Consider the following 26291-nt stretch of genomic DNA (forward strand, 5'->3'; position numbering starts at 1 on the left):
GTTGCAAAATAAAGACCTGCGATTCAGTACTATAGATAGGCATTGCTTATTGAAAGGACTCATCAATGGAACTTGTGGGATTGCTACTAGGTCTTCTTCTCATTATCGTCATTTTGGTTTCACCACTAATGAGTCTATGGGCTTGTAGAAAAATCATAAAACTAGAAAGCCGAGTTCACGAGCTCGAACAATTAGCCAGTGTTCGTCAACCTCAAAAACAAGCGCAAAGCACTCAACAAGACACCCCATCTTATCAATCTCCAAAAGTACCTCTCCCTAGAGCAAAAGTGGAGCCTGCCATAAGAGCAGCAAAGCCTGTAGCAAAAGTGGATACCACGAAAACCGAATGGTTTGATAACACCCTGAGTCACATAAAAAAGAACTGGCTTATTTGGATTGGCGGGATCGCCATGGTGATAGGTGCTGGCTACTTAGTACAAGCCATTGGCAGCAACTTCATTCTTACGCCGATTGCACGCACAGCACTCGCAGTAACTATCTCTCTGATCTTTTTTGCCGCAGCAGAATGGCTGCATCATAAGATCGGTAGGACTGAGCGCCATCTATTCCATGCAAAAGTAGATGCCTACATTCCAGCAGTTTTGTATGCGACGGGCATGAGCGGTCTCTACGCGACCATCTGCTTCAGTGCAATTGTCTATCAACTGATACCCCCGCCTATCGCGCTCACCGCAATAGGCATTCTAGCAATAGCTGCGATTGCACTCAGTCTGCGTATGGGGCCACTAATGATAGCCCTAGGGTTATTTGGGGGCTACAGTGCGCCACTTTGGATTGGAGGAGAGGATCCCAGCTACCTATTACTAAGTGCTTACATTACAACGATTACCGCTGCAGGCTTAATGATACGACGCTTTATACGACCACATTGGTTAATCTGTTCTGTCACCACAGGCCAAGTCCTATGGCTGCTTCTCATCAGTATCGATATCACGCAAGAGCAATCGTTAATCTGGTTTATCTTATTTATCCCTGTATCCGTCTATCTGCTTATTTTTATTCCCCATCTAGGCTGGAGGTTAGAAAAGCCAATCCGAGTCAAAGAAGTCTACAACCACCCACTCATCGCTGCTACTTTGCTGGCACTCGTAACCTCAATAACACTAGCTCGGATTGATATAAACCAGCCTCAAGCCGTTCTTCTTTTCCTTTTCCCTGTCGCATTGCTCATTTTTCCGATGATGAAAAGCCGGGCCGCTCCGCGAGTGCTTAGTCTAGTCACCTTAGTTGCGATGGCTATCACAGAACACATTAGTGTGACACTCACCAATCAAATCGATGAACCGGGCGGAAGGCTTGTCTGGATAGCTACGGGAGGGGTCATTGTCTTAGTTGGCGCTCGAACCATAGGGCAGTACTTTCTGGGAGATCGGAAACCGATGAGCTATTGCTTAGCCCTCTTATCGCTTCCGTGCATGCTGATTGGCTCTCAGCTTTACATTAACCTTCATTATTCGAACTTGTTGGGAACATGGAGTTCATTTAGCTTAATTCTGGGGCTAGGGTTTGTGGCTAGCTCCCATAGCTTCAAGCAGTTGCAACAAGAATCTTCTACCGTATTACATCTCATCATAGCGTCAACATGCTACTGTTTGCTTCCTGCAGATTGGTTTACGCTAGCAGTGTCCATTCAGGTGCTTCTTGCATCGTCTCAGTACCGCTTCGATCACCTCAAACCTAATCTATGGCTGATAAAAGGGCTTGTTGGACTGCTCACTATACGCCTTACATTGTTACCCTTTGTCTCAGCATGGCAGGTGACAAGTCTTCCTGAATCAATCACACTAATAACAAGCTTTTTGCCGGCACTCATCTTACTCCAATGGTCAGGTAGGATACTCGAACCACTTGTCCCTAACTTAAAGCAGTGGCTAGAAGTCACCTGTCTCAATTTGAGCGCTTTACTGATTTTTAGCCAATCGAACTTCTTGCTACTAGGTAGTTATAATTTCATAGCCGATTTTGACTTCCGTTCCGTTAGTTTATTCACTCTCCAAAGTTTGGCTGTGTTTGCCATCTATAGCCTAAAAGCTCGAAGTACGCGCTTTACTGCAAACTTGTATCTTTATGTATCATACATAATGCTGGCGATAGCCATCACTTTAAGCGTGGCACTCAACACCGTCTATCAGCCTTTTCTAGGTTTGAACATATCTGGGGAGGCAAAACCTATTGTTAACTGGCTATCGGTAGGTTGGCTCCTGCCCGGACTACTCTCGATTACTATAGGTAAAAGACTAAGGACTCCTTTGAAGCCCGCTTATTTCTACTGGGCGTCCTCTATTCAAATTGGGCTTTGGGCCATTTATTCCATACGCCAGTTCTGGCAAAAGGGAAGTATGAGCATTAATGCACCAACCAGCATGGCAGAGCTATTTAGCTACACCGCACTCTTTATTTTTGTCGGTGCAACAGTCACTTATAATGGCGCCCAACGTTCAGATACAAGGCTACAAAAAGTAGGGCTGCTCGTACTAGGAGTAGCGGTGTGCAAAGTGTTCTTGATTGATACATCCAACTTGGAAGGGTTGTGGCGAGCCATTAGTATGTTGGGGCTAGGAGCAAGCTTGGTTGGGCTTGGATGGTTGTTCCAGAGATTGCGCAGTAAAAATATTGTGCTGTAATCGGATGCTTATCGTGAGTGGTTTTCCATACTTCCAATACCAAACAAAGACTCTGTATATGTTGGGAAGAAGATGGATAAAGCCCTCGAACAGTGAAGATCTTTCTTACAGCAGGACTTCCCAACTTAACAGCAAGCCACGAGGCTAAAGAAAGAAATAAGCCCCGTAGTTTCAAGTGACACTTATCCATAAATGGTAGGCTCGATGGTCCAATACTCCAGCCCCGAAAAAGTGTGCAGTATTTTCGGAAATCTAAAACGTAAAAAAGCCCTAGTCTTTCGACTAGGGCTTAGATAAGTGGCGGAGTGGACGGGACTCGAACCCGCGACCCCCGGCGTGACAGGCCGGTATTCTAACCAACTGAACTACCACTCCGCAGTGGCGTACTCGCTACAAGCAAGTGTCCATAATTTAAAGCCTGGCGATGTCCTACTCTCACATGGGGAAGCCCCACACTACCATCGGCGCTAATTCGTTTCACTTCTGAGTTCGGCATGGAATCAGGTGGGTCCAAATCGCTATGGTCGCCAAGCAAATTCTTTAATCTGGAAAGCTGTTTGTGCTCTCAAAACACAATCAAGTAATTCTTGTATCGAGTCCATCAAAACCCTTTGGGTGTTGTATGGTTAAGCCTCACGGGCAATTAGTACAGGTTAGCTCAATGCCTCACAGCACTTACACACCCTGCCTATCAACGTTCTAGTCTCGAACAACCCTTTAGGACCCTCAAGGGGTCAGGGAAGACTCATCTCAGGGCTCGCTTCCCGCTTAGATGCTTTCAGCGGTTATCGATTCCGAACTTAGCTACCGGGCAATGCGTCTGGCGACACAACCCGAACACCAGAGGTTCGTCCACTCCGGTCCTCTCGTACTAGGAGCAGCCCCCTTCAATCTTCCAACGCCCACGGCAGATAGGGACCGAACTGTCTCACGACGTTCTAAACCCAGCTCGCGTACCACTTTAAATGGCGAACAGCCATACCCTTGGGACCGACTTCAGCCCCAGGATGTGATGAGCCGACATCGAGGTGCCAAACACCGCCGTCGATATGAACTCTTGGGCGGTATCAGCCTGTTATCCCCGGAGTACCTTTTATCCGTTGAGCGATGGCCCTTCCATTCAGAACCACCGGATCACTATGACCTGCTTTCGCACCTGCTCGAATTGTCATTCTCGCAGTCAAGCGGGCTTATGCCATTGCACTAACCTCACGATGTCCAACCGTGATTAGCCCACCTTCGTGCTCCTCCGTTACTCTTTGGGAGGAGACCGCCCCAGTCAAACTACCCACCAGGCACTGTCCGCAACCCCGATAAGGGGTCAACGTTAGAACATCAACACTACAAGGGTGGTATTTCAAGGACGGCTCCACCGATACTGGCGTACCGGTTTCAAAGCCTCCCACCTATCCTACACATGTAGGGTCAATGTTCAGTGCCAAGCTGTAGTAAAGGTTCACGGGGTCTTTCCGTCTAGCCGCGGGTACACTGCATCTTCACAGCGATTTCAATTTCACTGAGTCTCGGGTGGAGACAGCGTGGCCATCATTACGCCATTCGTGCAGGTCGGAACTTACCCGACAAGGAATTTCGCTACCTTAGGACCGTTATAGTTACGGCCGCCGTTTACCGGGGCTTCGATCAAGAGCTTCGTACAAGTACTAACCCCATCAATTAACCTTCCGGCACCGGGCAGGCGTCACACCGTATACGTCATCTTACGATTTTGCACAGTGCTGTGTTTTTAATAAACAGTTGCAGCCACCTGGTATCTGCGACTCTCAATAGCTCCATCCGCAAGGGACTTCACCGTCAAGAGCGTACCTTCTCCCGAAGTTACGGTACCATTTTGCCTAGTTCCTTCACCCGAGTTCTCTCAAGCGCCTTGGTATTCTCTACCCGACCACCTGTGTCGGTTTGGGGTACGATTCCTTACAATCTGAAGCTTAGAGGCTTTTCCTGGAAGCATGGCATCAATGACTTCACACCCGTAGGTGCTCGACGTCGTGTCTCAGCCTTAAAGAGAGCCGGATTTACCTAACTCTCAAGCCTACGCACTTGAACCTGGACAACCGTCGCCAGGCCCACCTAGCCTTCTCCGTCCCCCCATCGCAATTGTAAGAAGTACGGGAATATTAACCCGTTTCCCATCGACTACGCCTTTCGGCCTCGCCTTAGGGGTCGACTTACCCTGCCCCGATTAACGTTGGACAGGAACCCTTGGTCTTCCGGCGAGGAGGTTTTTCACCCCCTTTATCGTTACTCATGTCAGCATTCGCACTTCTGATACCTCCAGCATGCTTTACAACACACCTTCAACGGCTTACAGAACGCTCCCCTACCCAATGACTAAAAGTCATTGCCGCAGCTTCGGTTTATAGCTTAGCCCCGTTACATCTTCCGCGCAGGCCGACTCGACTAGTGAGCTATTACGCTTTCTTTAAATGATGGCTGCTTCTAAGCCAACATCCTAGCTGTCTAAGCCTTCCCACATCGTTTCCCACTTAGCTATAATTTGGGACCTTAGCTGGCGGTCTGGGTTGTTTCCCTCTCCACGACGGACGTTAGCACCCGCCGTGTGTCTCCCGGATAGTACTTACTGGTATTCGGAGTTTGCAAAGGGTTGGTAAGTCGGGATGACCCCCTAGCCTTAACAGTGCTCTACCCCCAGTAGTATTCATCCGAGGCTCTACCTAAATAGATTTCGGGGAGAACCAGCTATCTCCAGGTTTGATTGGCCTTTCACCCCTAGCCACAAGTCATCCGCTAATTTTTCAACATTAGTCGGTTCGGTCCTCCAGTTGATGTTACTCAACCTTCAACCTGCCCATGGCTAGATCACCTGGTTTCGGGTCTATATCCAGCAACTCGACGCCCAGTTAAGACTCGATTTCTCTACGGCTCCCCTAGATGGTTAACCTTGCTACTGAATATAAGTCGCTGACCCATTATACAAAAGGTACGCAGTCACACCACGAAGGTGCTCCTACTGCTTGTACGTACACGGTTTCAGGTTCTATTTCACTCCCCTCACAGGGGTTCTTTTCGCCTTTCCCTCACGGTACTGGTTCACTATCGGTCAGTCAGTAGTATTTAGCCTTGGAGGATGGTCCCCCCATATTCAGACAGGATATCACGTGTCCCGCCCTACTCGATTTCACTGAACACACATCGTCAACTACGGGACTATCACCCTGTATCGTCGGACTTTCCAGACCGTTCGTCTAACGTGTGTAAAGCTTAAGGGCTAGTCCAATTTCGCTCGCCGCTACTTTCGGAATCTCGGTTGATTTCTTTTCCTCGGGGTACTTAGATGTTTCAGTTCCCCCGGTTCGCCTCGTTATGCTATGTATTCACATAACGATACTTACTTATGTAAGTGGGTTTCCCCATTCGGAAATCCCAGACTCAAATGGTTTTTACTACCTAATCTGGGCTTATCGCAAGTTAATACGTCCTTCATCGCCTCTGACTGCCAAGGCATCCACCGTGTACGCTTAGTCACTTAACCATACAACCCCAAAGGGTCTTTGTTACGTAACCAAAGTTGTCTGCATTTTTATACATGTGCAGACACGATTTTGCCGGACTCAAATTCCAAGAACACTTGAATGTGTTGTTTGGTGTTTGTCATAAAGACAAACATTGAGAACTTTACAATCAACAATAATTTGTTGATTTGTCAGCTTTCCAAATTGTTAAAGAGCTATGCTTTCCGAAGAAATACATTTTCTAAATATTCTTAGACGGTCGAAAACTCCAACCACACACGTTTTACTGAAGTGGTTTGGAAATCCTAATCCAAAAACATTTAGAGAATGGTGGGCGATACCGGGCTCGAACCAGTGACCCCCTGCTTGTAAGGCAGGTGCTCTCCCAACTGAGCTAATCGCCCACATAAGTTTTGATTCTTCGTGGAGAAGAATGGTGGGTCGTGCAGGATTCGAACCTGCGACCAATTGATTAAAAGTCAACTGCTCTACCAACTGAGCTAACGACCCAATGGTATCCCGTAGGGGAGTCGAACCCCTGTTACCGCCGTGAAAGGGCGGTGTCCTAGGCCTCTAGACGAACGGGACACTAAGTTGAAGATATTGGGATATCTTCTATCTCTTAAACTTTATAAACCATCAATCTGTGTGAACACTCATCGCAATAATCATCGTATAAGGAGGTGATCCAGCGCCAGGTTCCCCTAGCGCTACCTTGTTACGACTTCACCCCAGTCATGAACCACAAAGTGGTGAGCGTCCCCCCGAAGGTTAAACTACCCACTTCTTTTGCAGCCCACTCCCATGGTGTGACGGGCGGTGTGTACAAGGCCCGGGAACGTATTCACCGTGGCATTCTGATCCACGATTACTAGCGATTCCGACTTCATGGAGTCGAGTTGCAGACTCCAATCCGGACTACGACGCACTTTTTGGGATTCGCTCACTCTCGCAAGTTGGCCGCCCTCTGTATGCGCCATTGTAGCACGTGTGTAGCCCTACTCGTAAGGGCCATGATGACTTGACGTCGTCCCCACCTTCCTCCGGTTTATCACCGGCAGTCTCCCTGGAGTTCCCACCCGAAGTGCTGGCAAACAAGGATAAGGGTTGCGCTCGTTGCGGGACTTAACCCAACATTTCACAACACGAGCTGACGACAGCCATGCAGCACCTGTCTCTCAGTTCCCGAAGGCACACTCGTATCTCTACAAGCTTCTGAGGATGTCAAGAGTAGGTAAGGTTCTTCGCGTTGCATCGAATTAAACCACATGCTCCACCGCTTGTGCGGGCCCCCGTCAATTCATTTGAGTTTTAATCTTGCGACCGTACTCCCCAGGCGGTCTACTTAACGCGTTAGCTCCGAAAGCCACGGCTCAAGGCCACAACCTCCAAGTAGACATCGTTTACGGCGTGGACTACCAGGGTATCTAATCCTGTTTGCTCCCCACGCTTTCGCATCTGAGTGTCAGTATCTGTCCAGGGGGCCGCCTTCGCCACCGGTATTCCTTCAGATCTCTACGCATTTCACCGCTACACCTGAAATTCTACCCCCCTCTACAGTACTCTAGTCTGCCAGTTTCAAATGCAATTCCGAGGTTGAGCCCCGGGCTTTCACATCTGACTTAACAAACCACCTGCATGCGCTTTACGCCCAGTAATTCCGATTAACGCTCGCACCCTCCGTATTACCGCGGCTGCTGGCACGGAGTTAGCCGGTGCTTCTTCTGCAGCTAACGTCAAATGGTGCCGCTATTAACGACAACACCTTCCTCACTGCTGAAAGTACTTTACAACCCGAAGGCCTTCTTCATACACGCGGCATGGCTGCATCAGGCTTGCGCCCATTGTGCAATATTCCCCACTGCTGCCTCCCGTAGGAGTCTGGACCGTGTCTCAGTTCCAGTGTGGCTGATCATCCTCTCAGACCAGCTAGGGATCGTCGCCTTGGTGAGCCCTTACCTCACCAACTAGCTAATCCCACCTGGGCATATCCTGACGCGAGAGGCCCGAAGGTCCCCCTCTTTGAGCCGAAGCTATTATGCGGTATTAGCCATCGTTTCCAATGGTTATCCCCCACATCAGGGCAATTTCCCAGGCATTACTCACCCGTCCGCCGCTCGACGCCGTTATCGTTCCCCGAAGGTTCAGACAACTCGTTTCCGCTCGACTTGCATGTGTTAGGCCTGCCGCCAGCGTTCAATCTGAGCCATGATCAAACTCTTCAATTTAAGATTTTGTTCGGCTCAATGAATACTGAACATTACATAAGTAATGTTTGAATTGACTGTGCTGAATCTTTCGATTCAATGGTCACTTCGTTTCATTGAAACCTAATTTGAAACCGAAGCTTCTAATTGGATTATCATCAACGAGTGCCCACACAGATTGATAGGTTTATATTGTTAAAGAGCTTTGCTTTCAGCACCTTAGCACTTAAGCAGGACGCGTATATTACGCGATTGACTGTTGAAGTCAACATAAAACTCTAAACTTTTTTAGAACTTTATGGTGACTTGCTTAGTAAATAAGCAAAGTCGAAATTAAAGCCTGGCGATGTCCTACTCTCACATGGGGAAGCCCCACACTACCATCGGCGCTAATTCGTTTCACTTCTGAGTTCGGCATGGAATCAGGTGGGTCCAAATCGCTATGGTCGCCAAGCAAATTCTTTAATCTGGAAAGCTGTTTGCGTTCTTACACATTCAATGTTCTAGTTTGAGTCCATCAAAACCCTTTGGGTGTTGTATGGTTAAGCCTCACGGGCAATTAGTACAGGTTAGCTCAATGCCTCACAGCACTTACACACCCTGCCTATCAACGTTCTAGTCTCGAACAACCCTTTAGGACTCTCAAGGAGTCAGGGAAGACTCATCTCAGGGCTCGCTTCCCGCTTAGATGCTTTCAGCGGTTATCGATTCCGAACTTAGCTACCGGGCAATGCGTCTGGCGACACAACCCGAACACCAGAGGTTCGTCCACTCCGGTCCTCTCGTACTAGGAGCAGCCCCCTTCAATCTTCCAACGCCCACGGCAGATAGGGACCGAACTGTCTCACGACGTTCTAAACCCAGCTCGCGTACCACTTTAAATGGCGAACAGCCATACCCTTGGGACCGACTTCAGCCCCAGGATGTGATGAGCCGACATCGAGGTGCCAAACACCGCCGTCGATATGAACTCTTGGGCGGTATCAGCCTGTTATCCCCGGAGTACCTTTTATCCGTTGAGCGATGGCCCTTCCATTCAGAACCACCGGATCACTATGACCTGCTTTCGCACCTGCTCGAATTGTCATTCTCGCAGTCAAGCGGGCTTATGCCATTGCACTAACCTCACGATGTCCAACCGTGATTAGCCCACCTTCGTGCTCCTCCGTTACTCTTTGGGAGGAGACCGCCCCAGTCAAACTACCCACCAGGCACTGTCCTCATCCCCGATTAGGGGACCAAGTTAGAACATCAACACTACAAGGGTGGTATTTCAAGGACGGCTCCAACGATACTGGCGTACCGTCTTCAAAGCCTCCCACCTATCCTACACATGTAGGGTCAATGTTCAGTGCCAAGCTGTAGTAAAGGTTCACGGGGTCTTTCCGTCTAGCCGCGGGTACACTGCATCTTCACAGCGATTTCAATTTCACTGAGTCTCGGGTGGAGACAGCGTGGCCATCATTACGCCATTCGTGCAGGTCGGAACTTACCCGACAAGGAATTTCGCTACCTTAGGACCGTTATAGTTACGGCCGCCGTTTACCGGGGCTTCGATCAAGAGCTTCGTGCAAGCACTAACCCCATCAATTAACCTTCCGGCACCGGGCAGGCGTCACACCGTATACGTCATCTTACGATTTTGCACAGTGCTGTGTTTTTAATAAACAGTTGCAGCCACCTGGTATCTGCGACTCTCAATAGCTCCATCCGCAAGGGACTTCACCGTCAAGAGCGTACCTTCTCCCGAAGTTACGGTACCATTTTGCCTAGTTCCTTCACCCGAGTTCTCTCAAGCGCCTTGGTATTCTCTACCCGACCACCTGTGTCGGTTTGGGGTACGATTCCTTACAATCTGAAGCTTAGAGGCTTTTCCTGGAAGCATGGCATCAATGACTTCACACCCGTAGGTGCTCGACGTCGTGTCTCAGCCTTAAAGAGAGCCGGATTTACCTAACTCTCAAGCCTACGCACTTGAACCTGGACAACCGTCGCCAGGCCCACCTAGCCTTCTCCGTCCCCCCATCGCAATTGTAAGAAGTACGGGAATATTAACCCGTTTCCCATCGACTACGCCTTTCGGCCTCGCCTTAGGGGTCGACTTACCCTGCCCCGATTAACGTTGGACAGGAACCCTTGGTCTTCCGGCGAGGAGGTTTTTCACCCCCTTTATCGTTACTCATGTCAGCATTCGCACTTCTGATACCTCCAGCATGCTTTACAACACACCTTCAACGGCTTACAGAACGCTCCCCTACCCAATGACTAAAAGTCATTGCCGCAGCTTCGGTTTATAGCTTAGCCCCGTTACATCTTCCGCGCAGGCCGACTCGACTAGTGAGCTATTACGCTTTCTTTAAATGATGGCTGCTTCTAAGCCAACATCCTAGCTGTCTAAGCCTTCCCACATCGTTTCCCACTTAGCTATAATTTGGGACCTTAGCTGGCGGTCTGGGTTGTTTCCCTCTCCACGACGGACGTTAGCACCCGCCGTGTGTCTCCCGGATAGTACTTACTGGTATTCGGAGTTTGCAAAGGGTTGGTAAGTCGGGATGACCCCCTAGCCTTAACAGTGCTCTACCCCCAGTAGTATTCATCCGAGGCTCTACCTAAATAGATTTCGGGGAGAACCAGCTATCTCCAGGTTTGATTGGCCTTTCACCCCTAGCCACAAGTCATCCGCTAATTTTTCAACATTAGTCGGTTCGGTCCTCCAGTTGATGTTACTCAACCTTCAACCTGCCCATGGCTAGATCACCTGGTTTCGGGTCTATATCCAGCAACTCGACGCCCAGTTAAGACTCGATTTCTCTACGGCTCCCCTAGATGGTTAACCTTGCTACTGAATATAAGTCGCTGACCCATTATACAAAAGGTACGCAGTCACACCACGAAGGTGCTCCTACTGCTTGTACGTACACGGTTTCAGGTTCTATTTCACTCCCCTCACAGGGGTTCTTTTCGCCTTTCCCTCACGGTACTGGTTCACTATCGGTCAGTCAGTAGTATTTAGCCTTGGAGGATGGTCCCCCCATATTCAGACAGGATATCACGTGTCCCGCCCTACTCGATTTCACTGAACACACATCGTCAACTACGGGACTATCACCCTGTATCGTCGGACTTTCCAGACCGTTCGTCTAACGTGTGTAAAGCTTAAGGGCTAGTCCAATTTCGCTCGCCGCTACTTTCGGAATCTCGGTTGATTTCTTTTCCTCGGGGTACTTAGATGTTTCAGTTCCCCCGGTTCGCCTCGTTATGCTATGTATTCACATAACGATACTTACTTATGTAAGTGGGTTTCCCCATTCGGAAATCCCAGACTCAAATGGTTTTTACTACCTAATCTGGGCTTATCGCAAGTTAATACGTCCTTCATCGCCTCTGACTGCCAAGGCATCCACCGTGTACGCTTAGTCACTTAACCATACAACCCCAAAGGGTCTTCTAGTCAACTAACCAAAGTTGTCTGCATTTTTATACATGTGCAGACACGATTTTGCCGGACTCAAATTCCAAGAACACTTGAATGTGTCGTTTGGTGTTTGTCATAAAGACAAACATTGAGAACTTTACAATCAACAATAATTTGTTGATTTGTCAGCTTTCCAAATTGTTAAAGAGCTAGATTTCTAATGAAACCATTTTTAAAGACTCTGCCTTCTATTTAAAGAAAGAAGAACACTTAAAGATGGTGGAGCTATGCGGGATCGAACCGCAGACCTCCTGCGTGCAAGGCAGGCGCTCTCCCAGCTGAGCTATAGCCCCATCAAGGTGTCGATACTGTATGCCAACTTCAAGGAAATTGGTGGGTCTGAGTGGACTTGAACCACCGACCTCTCGCTTATCAGGCGAACGCTCTAACCACCTGAGCTACAGACCCAGTATCGTCTCTAAAACGTATAAACCATCAATCTGTGTGAACACTCATCGCAATAATCATCGTATAAGGAGGTGATCCAGCGCCAGGTTCCCCTAGCGCTACCTTGTTACGACTTCACCCCAGTCATGAACCACAAAGTGGTGAGCGTCCCCCCGAAGGTTAAACTACCCACTTCTTTTGCAGCCCACTCCCATGGTGTGACGGGCGGTGTGTACAAGGCCCGGGAACGTATTCACCGTGGCATTCTGATCCACGATTACTAGCGATTCCGACTTCATGGAGTCGAGTTGCAGACTCCAATCCGGACTACGACGCACTTTTTGGGATTCGCTCACTCTCGCAAGTTGGCCGCCCTCTGTATGCGCCATTGTAGCACGTGTGTAGCCCTACTCGTAAGGGCCATGATGACTTGACGTCGTCCCCACCTTCCTCCGGTTTATCACCGGCAGTCTCCCTGGAGTTCCCACCCGAAGTGCTGGCAAACAAGGATAAGGGTTGCGCTCGTTGCGGGACTTAACCCAACATTTCACAACACGAGCTGACGACAGCCATGCAGCACCTGTCTCTCAGTTCCCGAAGGCACACTCGTATCTCTACAAGCTTCTGAGGATGTCAAGAGTAGGTAAGGTTCTTCGCGTTGCATCGAATTAAACCACATGCTCCACCGCTTGTGCGGGCCCCCGTCAATTCATTTGAGTTTTAATCTTGCGACCGTACTCCCCAGGCGGTCTACTTAACGCGTTAGCTCCGAAAGCCACGGCTCAAGGCCACAACCTCCAAGTAGACATCGTTTACGGCGTGGACTACCAGGGTATCTAATCCTGTTTGCTCCCCACGCTTTCGCATCTGAGTGTCAGTATCTGTCCAGGGGGCCGCCTTCGCCACCGGTATTCCTTCAGATCTCTACGCATTTCACCGCTACACCTGAAATTCTACCCCCCTCTACAGTACTCTAGTCTGCCAGTTTCAAATGCAATTCCGAGGTTGAGCCCCGGGCTTTCACATCTGACTTAACAAACCACCTGCATGCGCTTTACGCCCAGTAATTCCGATTAACGCTCGCACCCTCCGTATTACCGCGGCTGCTGGCACGGAGTTAGCCGGTGCTTCTTCTGCAGCTAACGTCAAATGGTGCCGCTATTAACGACAACACCTTCCTCACTGCTGAAAGTACTTTACAACCCGAAGGCCTTCTTCATACACGCGGCATGGCTGCATCAGGCTTGCGCCCATTGTGCAATATTCCCCACTGCTGCCTCCCGTAGGAGTCTGGACCGTGTCTCAGTTCCAGTGTGGCTGATCATCCTCTCAGACCAGCTAGGGATCGTCGCCTTGGTGAGCCCTTACCTCACCAACTAGCTAATCCCACCTGGGCATATCCTGACGCGAGAGGCCCGAAGGTCCCCCTCTTTGAGCCGAAGCTATTATGCGGTATTAGCCATCGTTTCCAATGGTTATCCCCCACATCAGGGCAATTTCCCAGGCATTACTCACCCGTCCGCCGCTCGACGCCGTTAACGTTCCCCGAAGGTTCAGATAACTCGTTTCCGCTCGACTTGCATGTGTTAGGCCTGCCGCCAGCGTTCAATCTGAGCCATGATCAAACTCTTCAATTTAAGATTTTGTTCGGCTCAACGAATACTGAACATTACATAAGTAATGTTTGAATTGACTGTGCTGAGTCCGAAGACTCAATGGTCACTTCGTTTCATTGAAACCTAATTTGATACCGAAGTATCGAATTGGATTATCATCAACGAGTGCCCACACAGATTGATAGGTTTATATTGTTAAAGAGCTTTCTTCTTTGTGACTCACATCACTTCGGAAGAGGCAGCCATTCTAGCGTTTCATTCTCAAGTGTCAAACACTTTTTTGAATTTTTTATTTCAAACTTTTCAATTCGAAATTTGCTTAGTTGGCTTTACTGATTTATCGCTGAAGCCTTGTGGCGTCTGCCGTGTCAGTGGATGCGCATTATAGGGAGTTCTTGCTCTAGCGCAACCCCTTTTTTAAATAAATTTGGAAAAAATGACTGTTCGTTGAATTAGTATTCAAAAGCATAAAAAAAGAGAGCAAATTGCTCTCTTTTTGGTCTTTTTTAACTAAGTTTAGATAAATGCATAGGCATCAGCGAACATTCGATCGCTTTGCGCACCTTTATTTTGTGTAAATTGTTCGCGCGCAGCACCAGCCATTTCAAAGCGCCCTGCTATATAGATGTCATATTCTGCGAGAGAGTCAAAATCTTGCTCTACAGCCTGCAGCACATTACCGACCTTTCCAGTCCACTCTGTTGGAGCATCTTCGACAACAGGGACAAAGTGAACATTTTCATGTTTAGCTTCAATTTGCTCTAGCTCTTCTTTTGCATACAGTTGGCAATCATCACGGCCCCCCCAATACAAATGAATTTGGTTATTCAAGCTTTGAGCCACACAGTGATCCAGAATTGAGCGTACGTAACTAAAACCTGTACCACCCGCAATTAAAAGAATAGGACGTTCACTTTCTTCTTGAACCCAAGCATCACCATGTGGCGCATCGATAGTAATATCACCACCGTTTGCTAGCGCGTCTTTCATTGCTTCAACAACTTCTAGAGCATACGCATTCTGCTCTGCCGCACCAATGTGCAACTCTAGCTCACCTTCATGGCGACAAGGGCTACTTGCAATCGAGAAAGGACGTTTGTCTTTTTCACCCATCACTACCATAAGGTATTGCCCTGCTTTAAATGCCACAGGCGTTTCTGGGTGAAGTAGAATTTGATAAGTATTACAAGCTAACGGCTTAATAGACTTTACTTTACATTGGATGGTCATGGTCTTCCTCTTACTTACTCCTCAAAAGTAAGTACTAAATTACTTTCGGCTACTGCCTGACAAGCAAATATCCAACCTTGTTGCTGCTCTTTCTCTGTGAGCATGGGTTCAAGATCGTAACTTACTGTTCCTTCAAGTTTACGGCACAGACAGGCTGCACACGCTCCAACCTGGCAACGATGTGGAAAGCGTATATTATTGTTGAGCGCCGCTTCCAGCACCGTTTGCCCATCTTGCGCCTCAAAACAAATTCCTTGAGGCTGCAAGCGTATTATTTTGCTCATGATATACCGAGCTTACTCCACTTAGCATCGACTTGTGCGACTAACTGTGGGTCTTTCTTAATTGGGATACCCCACTCTCGATCAACTTCCCCAGCAAATTTATTTGTCGCATCTAACCCTAGTTTAGAACAGCGTCCGTTCTCAGCTCGAATTTGTACTGTGTCTCTGGCTGGATCCATACGAGTTGTCATCGCCCAAATCACATCATTCCAATCATGGACATCGACATCTTCATCGCAAAGGATGGCAAATTTACTGTCGGTGTGTTGCTCTAACCACGTCCAGACTTTTTCCATCAGCTGTCTTGACTGGCCTGATTGGTTCTTACGCATAGAGATAATCACAAAGCGATCATTCTGTGCTGAACTTGGCAGCGCGATATCCACCACCTCTGGATTATCGGATTTAAACCTTGCGAGCGCCTCACTATCTACTGAAACATGAGAGATTGCATTCAGTTCTGGCGAAGTGGCGTTTTCTGCATCCCATTTAATCGTTGCGTCCATACCCATCTTCGAACCAAGACCGACAACAGGAGATGCAAAATCGAGAGAATCAATAGGCGTATTTTCTATCATGAGTGTGTCACGCACTGGCTCCATATTGTCAGCCATGGCTTTGACCACATCGTCCCAGCAACGTGCATTAACGCTCTCATCGCATACCACTACAAATTTGGTATACATAAACTGGCGTAGGAAAGACCATACCCCAAGCATTACGCGCTTGGCGTGACCTGGGTATTGCTTCTTCATGGTTACCACCGCCATTCGGTACGAGCAACCTTCTGGTGGTAGATAAAAATCTTCTATCTCAGGAAACTGCTTTTGCAAAATCGGCACGAACACTTCATTCAGCGCGACACCCAATACCGCAGGTTCATCTGGCGGACGACCTGTGTAGGTACTGTGATAAATGGGATCTTTACGCATGGTAATGTGCGTGATGGTAAACACGTGGTGCTTTTCTTTTTCGTTGTAGTAGCCAGTATGATCGCCATAAGGCCCTTCATCCGCATATTCGTTTGGATCGATATACCCTTCCATCACGATTTCCGCGCTTGCTGGTACTTCAAGATCGTTACTGACCGATTTGACGACTTCAGTTTTACTGCCACGTAGTAAGCCGGCAAATGCATACTCAGATAATGTATCTGGTACTGGTGTTACCGCTCCTAAGATGGTCGCCGGATCTGCACCAAAAGCTACTGATATTGGGAAAGGCTTTCCAGGATTGGTTTCCATCCAATCACGCAGATCAAGAGCTCCACCACGGTGAGCCAGCCAACGCATGATGATTTTGTTTTTACCAATCTTCTGCTGACGGTAAATACCTAGGTTCTGGCGTTTCTTATGCGGGCCACGCGTAACAGTCAAACCCCAAGTCAATAAAGGGGCCACGTCATCTTGCCAGCAACTCATCACTGGGATTTTATCGAGGTCCACGTCTTCACCCTGCCAAACTACTTCTTGGCAAGGTGCTTTACGCAGCCTTTTAGCGGGCATATTGAGTACTTGTTTAAAGACGGGGATCTTTTCAATCGCGTCTTTAAAACCACGTGGCGGCTCAGGCTCTTTCAGGTAAGCCAACAATTTCCCCACTTCACGTAGCTCTTTAACTTCGCTACGTCCCATACCAATAGCAACGCGCTCTGGCGTGCCAAATAAGTTGGTAAGCACGGGTACGTCATAACCAATTGGGTTTTCAAACAACAAAGCAGGGCCTCCCGCTCGAAGCGTTCGGTCGCTGATCTCGGTCATTTCGTAATGTGGGTCAACAGGGTGAGTAATGCGTTTCAGCTTGCCCTCTTGCTCTAAGTGGGCAATAAAGTCGCGTAGATCCTTAAAACTCATAGGCCTTCTAATGGCTGGTTAAACTACAGGCAGTATATCAAAAAGAGGGATCATCCGATCCCTCTTTTTATTGTGGTTATTTCACGCTAAGTCAGCTATTTAGCCAGAGCATTGAGAATGGCACTACTGCGGACCTTTTGGTTGTGGCTGGCTAACTCTTCAAGCCAGTTACTGTACCCCTGACGGGCTAACTCTTGAGCGACAAACGGGGCATCATCTTTCAGTGCCATACGCTCAATCAAGAAGGCTTTTACCTCTTGATTCATAGGTTTTATCCGTGTGAGCTCTTTTAATGCGTGTTCTTTTAAACTCGGGTTTTGCGAAGCAAGCATGATCTGTTGTAGCGAGAAGTCATCGCCAACCTTAGCCAACCTCGTGAGTTCTTGCTGGCTGTTAAAATCTGCGCGCATTAGCCACACCAGTTTATACACATCCGCATCTTCACTCACTTGCGCCAAGCGAACCATCACATCGGAAGATGGCAACCAACTTACAATGGCAGAGTCTGTGAACTGCTGGGTGATACTTTTCACCGCCTCTGGAGACAAGCTATCTAGTTCACGGATAAGTAATGCTTCACGTGTTTGGACCTGATATTCACTGCCAGATAACCAATCTTGTAGAACAAGCTCCCCTCGCTCTGCTTGCAAGACAAAATCGAGAGTTGATTGATCTTGACGCCATTGCTTGAGTAAGCGACTTGCGATGGCGGGATAGTTAAACGCGGGAACTGAAAACTCATAACCATCCCCCCGTTCTAATACTTGATAGGTAGGGACTCGTGTTTTTTGCTGCTCTACAAATAACGCCATTTTAGGGGTAAGCACGACCTGTTGCTGCTCGATTTTGTCAAGAAGCAGGTATCTAGAAACCTCTTGCTGAGGTAAAGAAAGTCGTTCGAGCGCGAAATTGAGGGAATCGATATTATCTTCAACAGCATATTGAAGTAATTGAGCGACTTTTTGGTGAATTTGCTCATCTTCCAAGAGCAATTCCACTCGAGCAGGTGCCATCTCCGTTGCTGAGACGGTTGGCGCTCCTAAAAGTAATGCGGATAGGAGTACCGACGACAACATTCCTTGTTGCATGTTAACCTCCTTGTAACATTTAACTCCATTGTGCGTGTTATCAGTAGATAATGCAAACAAAAACGCCACCGGCTTAGCGGTGGCGTTTGGGAATCAAATCTTCAGCGATTACTGACGACGCATTGCATCGAAAAACTCATCATTGGTCTTTGTCATCGCAAGTTTATCGATTAGGAATTCCATTGCATCGATCTCGCCCATTGGGTGAACAATCTTACGCAGAATCCACATCTTCTGTAGTTCATCGTTTTTCGTTAGAAGTTCTTCACGACGAGTGCCCGAGCGGTTGAAGTCAATTGCTGGGAAGACGCGCTTCTCTGCAATCTTACGGTTCAGGTGGATTTCCATGTTACCTGTACCTTTAAACTCTTCGTAGATAACTTCATCCATTTTAGAGCCTGTATCAACAAGCGCTGTTGCAAGGATCGTTAAGCTACCGCCTTCTTCAACATTACGAGCTGCACCGAAGAAACGCTTAGGACGGTGAAGTGCGTTTGCATCCACACCACCCGTTAGTACTTTACCTGACGAAGGCACAACAGTGTTGTATGCACGAGCAAGACGAGTGATTGAGTCAAGCAGGATAACCACGTCTTTTTTGTGTTCAACAAGACGTTTCGCTTTCTCGATTACCATCTCTGCGACTTGAACGTGGCGAGATGCTGGCTCATCAAACGTTGACGCGACTACTTCACCTTTAACCAAGCGTTGCATCTCAGTTACTTCTTCCGGACGTTCGTCAATAAGAAGTACCATCAGCTCACACTCTGGGTGGTTGTAAGCGATGCTTTGAGCGATGTTCTGTAGCAACATTGTTTTACCCGCTTTTGGCGGAGCAACAATCAGACCACGTTGACCTTTACCAATTGGTGAAGCTAAGTCTAGAACACGTGCTGTGATATCTTCTGTCGAACCGTTACCACGCTCCATCACCATACGCTCATTGGCGTGCAGTGGCGTCAAGTTTTCAAATAGAATCTTGTTACGCGCGTTGTCTGGCTTATCATCATTAACTGTATTGACTTTCAGTAGCGCAAAGTAGCGTTCACCGTCTTTAGGTGGACGAATCTTACCAGCGATTGAATCACCCGTACGTAAGTTAAAACGACGGATCTGACTCGGTGACACGTAAATGTCGTCCGGACCTGCTAGGTAAGAGCTGTCTGCACTACGCAAGAAACCAAAGCCGTCTTGCAGAATTTCTAGAACCCCGTCGCCGAAAATGTCTTCGCCGCTCTTAGCATGCGCTTTTAGGATTGCGAAGATAATATCTTGTTTTCTTAGACGAGCTAGGTTCTCTAGGCCTAGGCTTTCGCCAAGTTTAACAAGATCAGACACAGGTCTGTTCTTCAGTTCTGTTAGATTCATGGTGGTTGATGCTTGTTTAGTCAAAATAAGGATCTGTTATTTGGTTAAGATGGATTTGGTCACAGGATCGACCAAGAAGAGAACTTGTATAATTAACGTGCGATAAACTAGCACTAAATAGTAGCCTAGTCTAGATTTTGTTGATGTTCAAAAACAAAACCGTGCCTTAAGCACGGTCTTCTTTCACAACGCTTATAGGTTTGCGTCTAGGAACTCTTTTAGTTGAGTTTTAGACAGCGCGCCCACTTTCGTTGCTGCTACGTTACCGTCTTTAAATAGAAGCAACGTTGGAATACCACGGATACCAAATTTAGGTGGTGTACCTGCGTTTTGGTCGATATTTAGTTTACCGATAGTGAGTTTGCCTTCGTACTCATCTGCGATTTCGTCTAGGATAGGAGCGATCATCTTACAAGGACCACACCACTCCGCCCAAAAATCAACAAGAACTGGGCCTGCAGCATTGATTACATCGTTTTCAAAACCGTCATCAGTAAGCTGCAAAATCTTATCACTCATCTTCCACTCCAATGTGTTTTTCTGAACTGGTTGCATGATAACCAGTATTTAGATGCCCTATTGGAATGTATTTACTTTCGTATTGCAAGCTTAAGCTGATATTCTATAGCCATGAAAAAGACGCATATCACAGAGCAAAAGTTCGCCGATTTGGGTTTACACCCTCAAATTACTGAAGGTCTGGAGAAAAAAGGGTTCGAATTTTGTACCCCGATCCAAGCCTTGGCGTTGCCGGTACTGCTCACCGGCCAAGACATCGCAGGCCAAGCCCAAACGGGTACAGGTAAGACATTAGCCTTCCTGACTGCTACTTTTAACCACTTACTCACGACGTCTGAGCATGAAGGCCGTAAGCCAACTCAGCCACGCGCAATCATTATGGCGCCAACACGTGAGCTGGCGATTCAGATCTATAATGATGCTGAACCACTAATCGCAAGCACAGGTATCAAAGCTGCGCTTGCTTATGGCGGTGAAAGCTATGATAAGCAGCTCGCTAAGCTTGAAGATGGTGTTGACGTATTGATTGGTACAACGGGTCGCATCATCGATTTCTACAAGCAGCGTGTGTTTAACTTAAACCACATTCAAGCTGTCGTCCTTGATGAAGCAGACCGTATGTTCGATCTTGGCTTTATTAAAGACATCCGTTTCTTGTTCCGTCGTATGCCTGAGCCAAAAGAGCGCTTGAACATGCTGTTCTCAGCAACACTTTCTTACCGCGTTCAAGAGCTTGCTTTCGAACACATGCATAACCCTGAGCATGTTGTTGTTGAGCCAGAAGTCAAAACTGGTCACCGCATTCAAGAAGAGTTGTTCTACCCTTCTAACGAACACAAAATGGCGCTACTGCAAACACTTATTGAAGAAGAGTGGCCAGAGCGTGCGATCATTTTCGCCAATACTAAGCACAAATGTGAGTCCATTTGGGGCCACTTAGCGGCCGATGGTCATCGTGTTGGTCTTCTTACAGGTGATGTGCCACAGAAAAAACGTGAGCGTATCCTTGAGCAATTCACTAAAGGTGATGTCGATCTGCTGGTTGCAACCGATGTTGCCGCGCGCGGTTTGCATATCCCGCAAGTGACGCATGTATTTAACTTCGATCTACCTGATGATTGTGAAGACTACGTTCACCGTATTGGCCGTACAGGTCGTGCTGGCGCAAGCGGTCACTCAATCAGCTTTGCGTGTGAAGATTACGCGATCAACCTCCCACCGATCGAAGAATACATTGAGCACACAATCCCGGTATCGGATTATGACCCAAGTGCCCTAATCGAAGATTTACCTGCGCCTATTCGCATGCGTTCAAACCGTCCGCAGCAGCGTCGCACCAATACAGGTGGATCTCGCTCGGGTAACCGTCGTCAAAACAATCGCTCTCGCCAGCGCCAACCAAAGGATTCTTAAGCGTCTATGAGCCAAGCCGTTTCATCTCCGCTTTACGCAGCCATCGATCTCGGGTCGAACAGTTTTCATATGCTCGTTGTGCGTCACATTGATGGCAGCGTTCAAACCATGGCCAAAATCAAACGTAAAGTTCGCCTTGCCGCAGGTTTAGACGAACATAACGCCTTGAGTCTAGAAGCCATGCAACGCGGCTGGGACTGCTTGAGCCTTTTTGCCGAACGCTTGCAAGATATCCCCACAGAGAACATTCGCATTGTCGGCACTGCCACATTGCGTACCGCGACCAACGTGGACGTTTTCTTGGAAAAAGCGAATCAAATCTTGGGTCACAAGATTGAAGTGATCAGCGGCGAAGAAGAAGCGGCCACCATCTACAAAGGGGTGGCTCATACCTCTGGAGGCAGTGGGCGTCGTTTGGTGGTAGACATTGGCGGCGCAAGCACCGAGCTAATTATTGGTGAAGGTTTTGAAGCCAAAGCACTAACAAGCTTAAAGATGGGCTGCGTGACTTGGCTTGAGCGTCACTTTAAAGATCGCCAGTTAACCGTCACAAACTTCAACAACGCGATTCTTGCCGCCAAAGAGACCTTACAACCAATCTTAGAGCAGTACCAAGAGATTGGTTGGGATGTCTGTGTCGGCGCCTCGGGCACGGTTCAAGCGCTACAAGAAATTATGCTAGCGCAAGGCATGGATGAGGTCATCACCCATGCCAAACTCAAACGCCTACAAAAACAGGCCATGCGAGCGGATCACTTAGAAGAGTTAGAGATTGAAGGGCTCACACTAGAGCGCGCATTAGTGTTCCCAAGTGGCTTATCAATTCTGATTGCGATCTTTGAATTGTTAGAAATTGATTCTATGACACTGGCTGGCGGCGCTTTGCGTGAAGGCTTAGTGTACGAGATGGTGGATGAACTCAAGCAGGACGATATTCGCGCCCGCACCATTGCGAGCGTCCAACATCGATACCAACTTGATCAAGCGTATGGCGAGCAAGTGGCTCATCTAGCGCAGCGTTTACTCTCTCAGTGCCAACAGGATTGGATTGTCGAGGAGCAAGGTAAAGTGTTGCTCGAGACAGCGGCCAAACTGCACGAAGTCGGCTTAACAATTGACTTCAAAAAAGGTGGTGAGCACAGCGCTTACTTGCTGCAAAGCTTAGATCTGCCTGGCTACACTCGCGCTCAGAAACACTTACTGGGTGAAATTGCCCGTCGTTACCGAGAGCAACTGACCTCTCTACCTGAGCAGCACGCCGTGTCAGGTTCAAGTGCAAAACGCATTTTGCGCCTACTTCGCCTAGCCGTGCTACTAACGCATCGTCGTAACCCTGAGCTTGAGCCAAACATCAGCCTAAGCTCTGAGGGTGACAAACTCACCCTAACCATTGATGCAAAATGGCTAAACGCCAACCCACTGACCAGCGCAGAGCTTGAAATTGAAGCCAACCGCCAAAGTGATATTGGCTGGCCTCTTACTGTTATCGCTCAATAATGACCGCATAAAGAGAAAAGCCCGAGTGACTGTCACTCGGGCTTTTTGTTTTGAATCTCGATTTAAAGTCGAGAGAACACTCTTAAGAATCCGAAGGCGTTACTTACCCTCTCTTCCTATCACTGGCCAACCACTTTAAAGTCTGGATTGACGGCAGTGAGCTTTCTCACAAGGAAGTTCAATAGCACGCCGTACATAGGCACAAACAAACCTAAGCTGATGACCAATTTGAAGCCGTAGTCCACCAGCGCGATTTCCGTCCAGTGCTCCGCCATAAAGGGATCTGGGCTCTGATAGAAAGCAATCGCAAAAAACGCGATCGTATCTAGCGCATTGCCAAATAGTGTCGAACAGGTTGGAGCTACCCACCACTGCTTTAACTGACGCAGGCGGTTAAATACGTGCACATCAAGAATCTGACCTAATAAATAAGCCATAAAGCTTGCAATCGCGATACGAGCCACAAACAAGTTAAACTCCCCAAGATGGGAAAAGCCTTGGAATTGCCCTTCGAAAAACAGTACCGACAGTGCATACGACACCGCCAGTGCTGGTAGCATCACTAAGAAGATAATACGACGTGCAAGCTGAGCACCGAAAACGCGCACGGTTAAATCAGTCGCTAAGAAGATAAATGGGAAGGTAAATGCGCCCCAAGTGGTGTGGAAACCAAATACCGTAAACGGTAACTGAACCAAATAGTTGCTCGATGCAATAATGATCAGATGGAATAAAACCAATAAAAGAAGGGCTTTGCGCTGCTGCGCAGGGGTAAAGTTACTCATGCGATACCTTTTTAGTTTGGTTTGGGGGTGAGGGAACCCAAATCGACACCATCTAAGCCAACAGACAATGTCTCACCAACAATGTGAATAAAAAAACTTAAGCACTATCGAGTATGTGACTCATAGCGCGGCGGGCGATTATACATTAACCAATTCACGCCGCAAGCAAGAGTTATTACGCAATCGTTGGCGTATTGTTTTGGCACTAAAAGCCGCGTTGAAACAGCCCAGCGAGAAAGTCGAGTTCTTCTTTTGAATCATCGATAGCCAGCGCTTCAAACCAGACACTTTCGCTGTAATGCTCTGACTTTAAGAACAGTTGGCAGCCTTCAAAATCAATCAACCATGAGTGGATATCGGCATCCCATTGTTTCTCAATCACCGACGCTGACAGCGACTTGACCAACTTCTCCGCTAGCTCAGGAAAGCTGTCAAAATCAAAACGCGGCGCCGTGATCACGATGCGTCCCTCTTGTTGCTGGTATTCAGCTAAACCAAATTCCTTTTGCGTCGAATCAACCATGATGGGTTAAGTGCTCCTGAATCAAATCTAAGAAAGGATCGGCGTATTTTTCCAACTTGCGTTGGCCCACACCGTTTACTGCTAACATCTCACCATAAGAAGTCGGCAGAATTTCAGCCATATCAATTAATGTGGCATCACTGAACACCACATAAGGTGGTAAGCCATCTTCATCTGCAATCGCTTTACGCAATTTGCGCAATTTGGCAAACAGCTTTTTATCGTAGTTTTTGCTGACAAGCTTGTCTGATTTGGCCGCCCTTGCTGCGGTATCTAAGCGAGGCACCGCTAACTCCAATGACACTTCACCACGCAATAGAGGTCGCGCTTCTGGCGTCAGTTGCAAGGTGGAATTACGAGTGATGTTTTGAAACAGTAACCCTTTGTGGATCAGTTGACGGAATATACTCACCCAATAGTCATGGCTGTTTTCTCGACCAAGACCGTAAGTCGATAGCTTGTCATGACCGTTTTCGCGTACTCGGATATTTTGCATGCCGCGCAGCACTTCGACCACATAGCCAATACCAAAACTTTGATTCACGCGATAGACACACGAAAGCGCTTTTTGCGCCTGCTCGGTGGCATCAAAATGCTTGGGGGGATCGAGGCAAATATCGCAGTTGCCACACGGTTGCTCTCGGTACTCACCAAAGTAATTCAATAGCACTTGGCGACGACAAGTTTGCGCTTCTGCAAAGGCACTCATCGCATTGAGTTTGTGCGCCTCAACCTGCTTTTGTGGGCCATCATCTTTTTCATCCAGCATACGACGCAACCAACCGATATCCGCTGGGTCATACAGCATCATCGCTTCTGCGGGTAAGCCATCTCGCCCTGCTCGCCCCGTCTCCTGGTAGTAAGACTCGATATTACGCGGAATATCAAAGTGAACCACAAAGCGCACGTTGGGTTTGTTTATCCCCATACCGAAGGCGACGGTCGCCACAACAATTTGTAAGTCGTCACGCTGGAACGCGTCTTGGACATACGCTCGCTCATCGGCATCTAGCCCCGCGTGATAGCTCGCCGCGCGCAGACCGTTGTTGCACAGTTTTTCGGTGACCATTTCCACTTTCTTACGGCTACCGCAGTAAATGATGCCGCATTGACCACGTTGGCCTTCAAGAAAACGCACCACCTGAGAGACAGGTTTGTGCTTTTCCACTAGCGTGTAACGGATATTCGGTCGGTCAAAACTCCCCAAATAGGTGTGCGGATCATTCAGCTGCAAACGCTGCATGATGTCTTTGCGCGTTGCATCGTCAGCGGTTGCCGTCAGCGCCATCACGGGCACATGAGAGAATGCTTGTTTCAGTTGGCCTAACGATGCGTACTCTGGACGAAAATCATGTCCCCATTGGGAAATGCAGTGTGCTTCATCCACCGCAATCATCGACAACGGTAGACCTTGCAGCCTTTCAATAAAGTCACGCATTAACACTCGCTCAGGGGAAACATACACGAGCTTAGTCACGCCGGCATTCATGCGATTGTACACCGCAATCAACTCTTCCCGTGGCATGGTGGAATTGATGCACTCCGCCGCGACACCATTGGCTTTTAGCTGGTCGACTTGGTCTTTCATCAGCGAAATCAAAGGGGAGATCACCAACGTCAGGCCGCTGCGAACAAGTGCCGGAATTTGGTAGCATAGCGACTTACCGCCACCGGTAGGCATGATCACTAGGCTGTCTTGTCCTGCCACCGCAGATTCAATCACCTCTCGTTGACCATCGCGGAACGTTTGATAACCAAACACCTCCTCCAAAACACTTTGCGGAGTGAGGATCGGTTCAGATTGTTCAGCTAACAGTGTGGCAGTCATTGAATTCTCAGTTAGGGGTGATGTGCAGAAGAGCAAAGCGCTAATTGTAATTGGGATTGATGGTGAATAAAACTGCAAATTA

12 protein-coding genes, 6 tRNA genes and 6 rRNA genes are annotated in these 26291 nt (G+C 48.1%); 3 read left to right on the top strand and 21 right to left on the bottom strand.

Annotation, left to right across the window (positions count from 1 at the left end; translation table 11 throughout):
• The first annotated feature begins 65 nt into the window (after nt 1-65).
• Entirely contained in the window at nt 66-2645 is a 2580-nt protein-coding gene (locus U9J37_RS10740; protein ID WP_005475586.1) for a DUF2339 domain-containing protein, read from the top strand.
• 298 nt (nt 2646-2943) lie between these two features.
• Here the strand turns inward: U9J37_RS10740 and U9J37_RS10745 are convergent.
• From U9J37_RS10745 to trxA, 18 genes are all read right to left on the bottom strand, one after another.
• A tRNA-Asp gene (locus tag U9J37_RS10745) sits at nt 2944-3020 on the bottom strand.
• 41 nt (nt 3021-3061) lie between these two features.
• Nucleotides 3062-3177: ribosomal RNA gene (gene rrf, locus U9J37_RS10750) — 5S ribosomal RNA — on the bottom strand.
• 90 nt (nt 3178-3267) lie between these two features.
• Nucleotides 3268-6156, bottom strand: a 23S ribosomal RNA gene (locus tag U9J37_RS10755).
• A gap of 308 nt (nt 6157-6464) precedes the next feature.
• A tRNA-Val gene (locus tag U9J37_RS10760) sits at nt 6465-6540 on the bottom strand.
• A gap of 30 nt (nt 6541-6570) precedes the next feature.
• Nucleotides 6571-6646, bottom strand: a tRNA-Lys gene (locus U9J37_RS10765).
• A 2-nt stretch (nt 6647-6648) separates the two neighbouring features.
• Nucleotides 6649-6724: transfer RNA gene (locus U9J37_RS10770), tRNA-Glu, on the bottom strand.
• Between the two features lie 88 nt (nt 6725-6812).
• A 16S ribosomal RNA gene (locus tag U9J37_RS10775) occupies nt 6813-8364 on the bottom strand.
• A gap of 317 nt (nt 8365-8681) precedes the next feature.
• Nucleotides 8682-8797, bottom strand: a 5S ribosomal RNA gene (rrf, locus tag U9J37_RS10780).
• Nucleotides 8798-8881: 84 nt separating this feature from the next.
• A 23S ribosomal RNA gene (locus U9J37_RS10785) occupies nt 8882-11770 on the bottom strand.
• A gap of 265 nt (nt 11771-12035) precedes the next feature.
• Nucleotides 12036-12111, bottom strand: a tRNA-Ala gene (locus U9J37_RS10790).
• 38 nt (nt 12112-12149) lie between these two features.
• Nucleotides 12150-12226 (bottom strand) — tRNA-Ile (locus U9J37_RS10795).
• A 64-nt stretch (nt 12227-12290) separates the two neighbouring features.
• Nucleotides 12291-13842, bottom strand: a 16S ribosomal RNA gene (locus U9J37_RS10800).
• Together the 16S, 23S and 5S rRNA genes with 6 tRNA genes alongside form the textbook arrangement of a ribosomal RNA operon.
• 495 nt (nt 13843-14337) lie before the next feature.
• A complete protein-coding gene (gene fre, locus U9J37_RS10805) occupies nt 14338-15051 on the bottom strand; it encodes an NAD(P)H-flavin reductase (protein ID WP_038193155.1) in 714 nt (237 codons plus the stop codon).
• A 14-nt stretch (nt 15052-15065) separates the two neighbouring features.
• Nucleotides 15066-15335, bottom strand: coding sequence for a 2Fe-2S iron-sulfur cluster-binding protein (locus U9J37_RS10810; protein WP_038139759.1), 270 nt, complete (start codon nt 15333-15335; stop codon nt 15066-15068).
• Complete coding sequence (gene ubiD / locus U9J37_RS10815; protein WP_005475075.1) at nt 15332-17188, bottom strand: 4-hydroxy-3-polyprenylbenzoate decarboxylase; 1857 nt, start codon at nt 17186-17188, stop codon at nt 15332-15334. Before ubiD ends, U9J37_RS10810 begins: the two co-directional genes overlap by 4 nt.
• 95 nt (nt 17189-17283) lie before the next feature.
• Nucleotides 17284-18276 carry a hypothetical protein gene (locus U9J37_RS10820; RefSeq protein WP_005475052.1) on the bottom strand — a complete coding sequence of 331 codons (993 nt, stop codon included), beginning with the start codon at nt 18274-18276 and terminating at the stop codon, nt 17284-17286.
• Nucleotides 18277-18384: 108 nt separating this feature from the next.
• Complete coding sequence (gene rho, locus U9J37_RS10825) at nt 18385-19644, bottom strand: transcription termination factor Rho (RefSeq protein ID WP_005475035.1); 1260 nt, start codon at nt 19642-19644, stop codon at nt 18385-18387.
• A gap of 192 nt (nt 19645-19836) precedes the next feature.
• Complete coding sequence (gene trxA, locus U9J37_RS10830) at nt 19837-20163, bottom strand: thioredoxin TrxA (RefSeq protein WP_038139762.1); 327 nt, start codon at nt 20161-20163, stop codon at nt 19837-19839.
• A gap of 111 nt (nt 20164-20274) precedes the next feature.
• On the opposite strand from trxA, the gene rhlB reads away from it, so the two are divergent.
• Nucleotides 20275-21576 carry an ATP-dependent RNA helicase RhlB gene (rhlB, locus tag U9J37_RS10835; RefSeq protein ID WP_005475024.1) on the top strand — a complete coding sequence of 434 codons (1302 nt, stop codon included), beginning with the start codon at nt 20275-20277 and terminating at the stop codon, nt 21574-21576.
• Between the two features lie 6 nt (nt 21577-21582).
• Complete coding sequence (gene gppA / locus U9J37_RS10840) at nt 21583-23073, top strand: guanosine-5'-triphosphate,3'-diphosphate diphosphatase (RefSeq protein WP_005475083.1); 1491 nt, start codon at nt 21583-21585, stop codon at nt 23071-23073.
• Nucleotides 23074-23192: 119 nt separating this feature from the next.
• Here the strand turns inward: gppA and U9J37_RS10845 are convergent, their stop codons facing one another.
• The 3 genes from U9J37_RS10845 to recQ form a co-directional block, all read right to left on the bottom strand.
• A complete protein-coding gene (locus U9J37_RS10845; protein ID WP_005475039.1) occupies nt 23193-23858 on the bottom strand; it encodes a 7-cyano-7-deazaguanine/7-aminomethyl-7-deazaguanine transporter in 666 nt (221 codons plus the stop codon).
• 205 nt (nt 23859-24063) lie between these two features.
• The gene (locus U9J37_RS10850; RefSeq protein WP_005475036.1) at nt 24064-24381 is read right to left on the bottom strand and encodes a DUF3630 family protein; all 318 of its coding nucleotides are present in this window, start codon (nt 24379-24381) and stop codon (nt 24064-24066) included.
• A complete protein-coding gene (gene recQ / locus U9J37_RS10855) occupies nt 24374-26209 on the bottom strand; it encodes an ATP-dependent DNA helicase RecQ (RefSeq protein ID WP_005475098.1) in 1836 nt (611 codons plus the stop codon). The genes U9J37_RS10850 and recQ overlap by 8 nt, the downstream gene beginning before the upstream one ends.
• Nucleotides 26210-26291: the final 82 nt, after the last annotated feature.

The sequence above is a fragment of the Vibrio sp. 16 genome, assembly GCF_963681195.1.
Taxonomy (GTDB): Bacteria; Pseudomonadota; Gammaproteobacteria; order Enterobacterales; family Vibrionaceae; genus Vibrio; species Vibrio sinaloensis_D.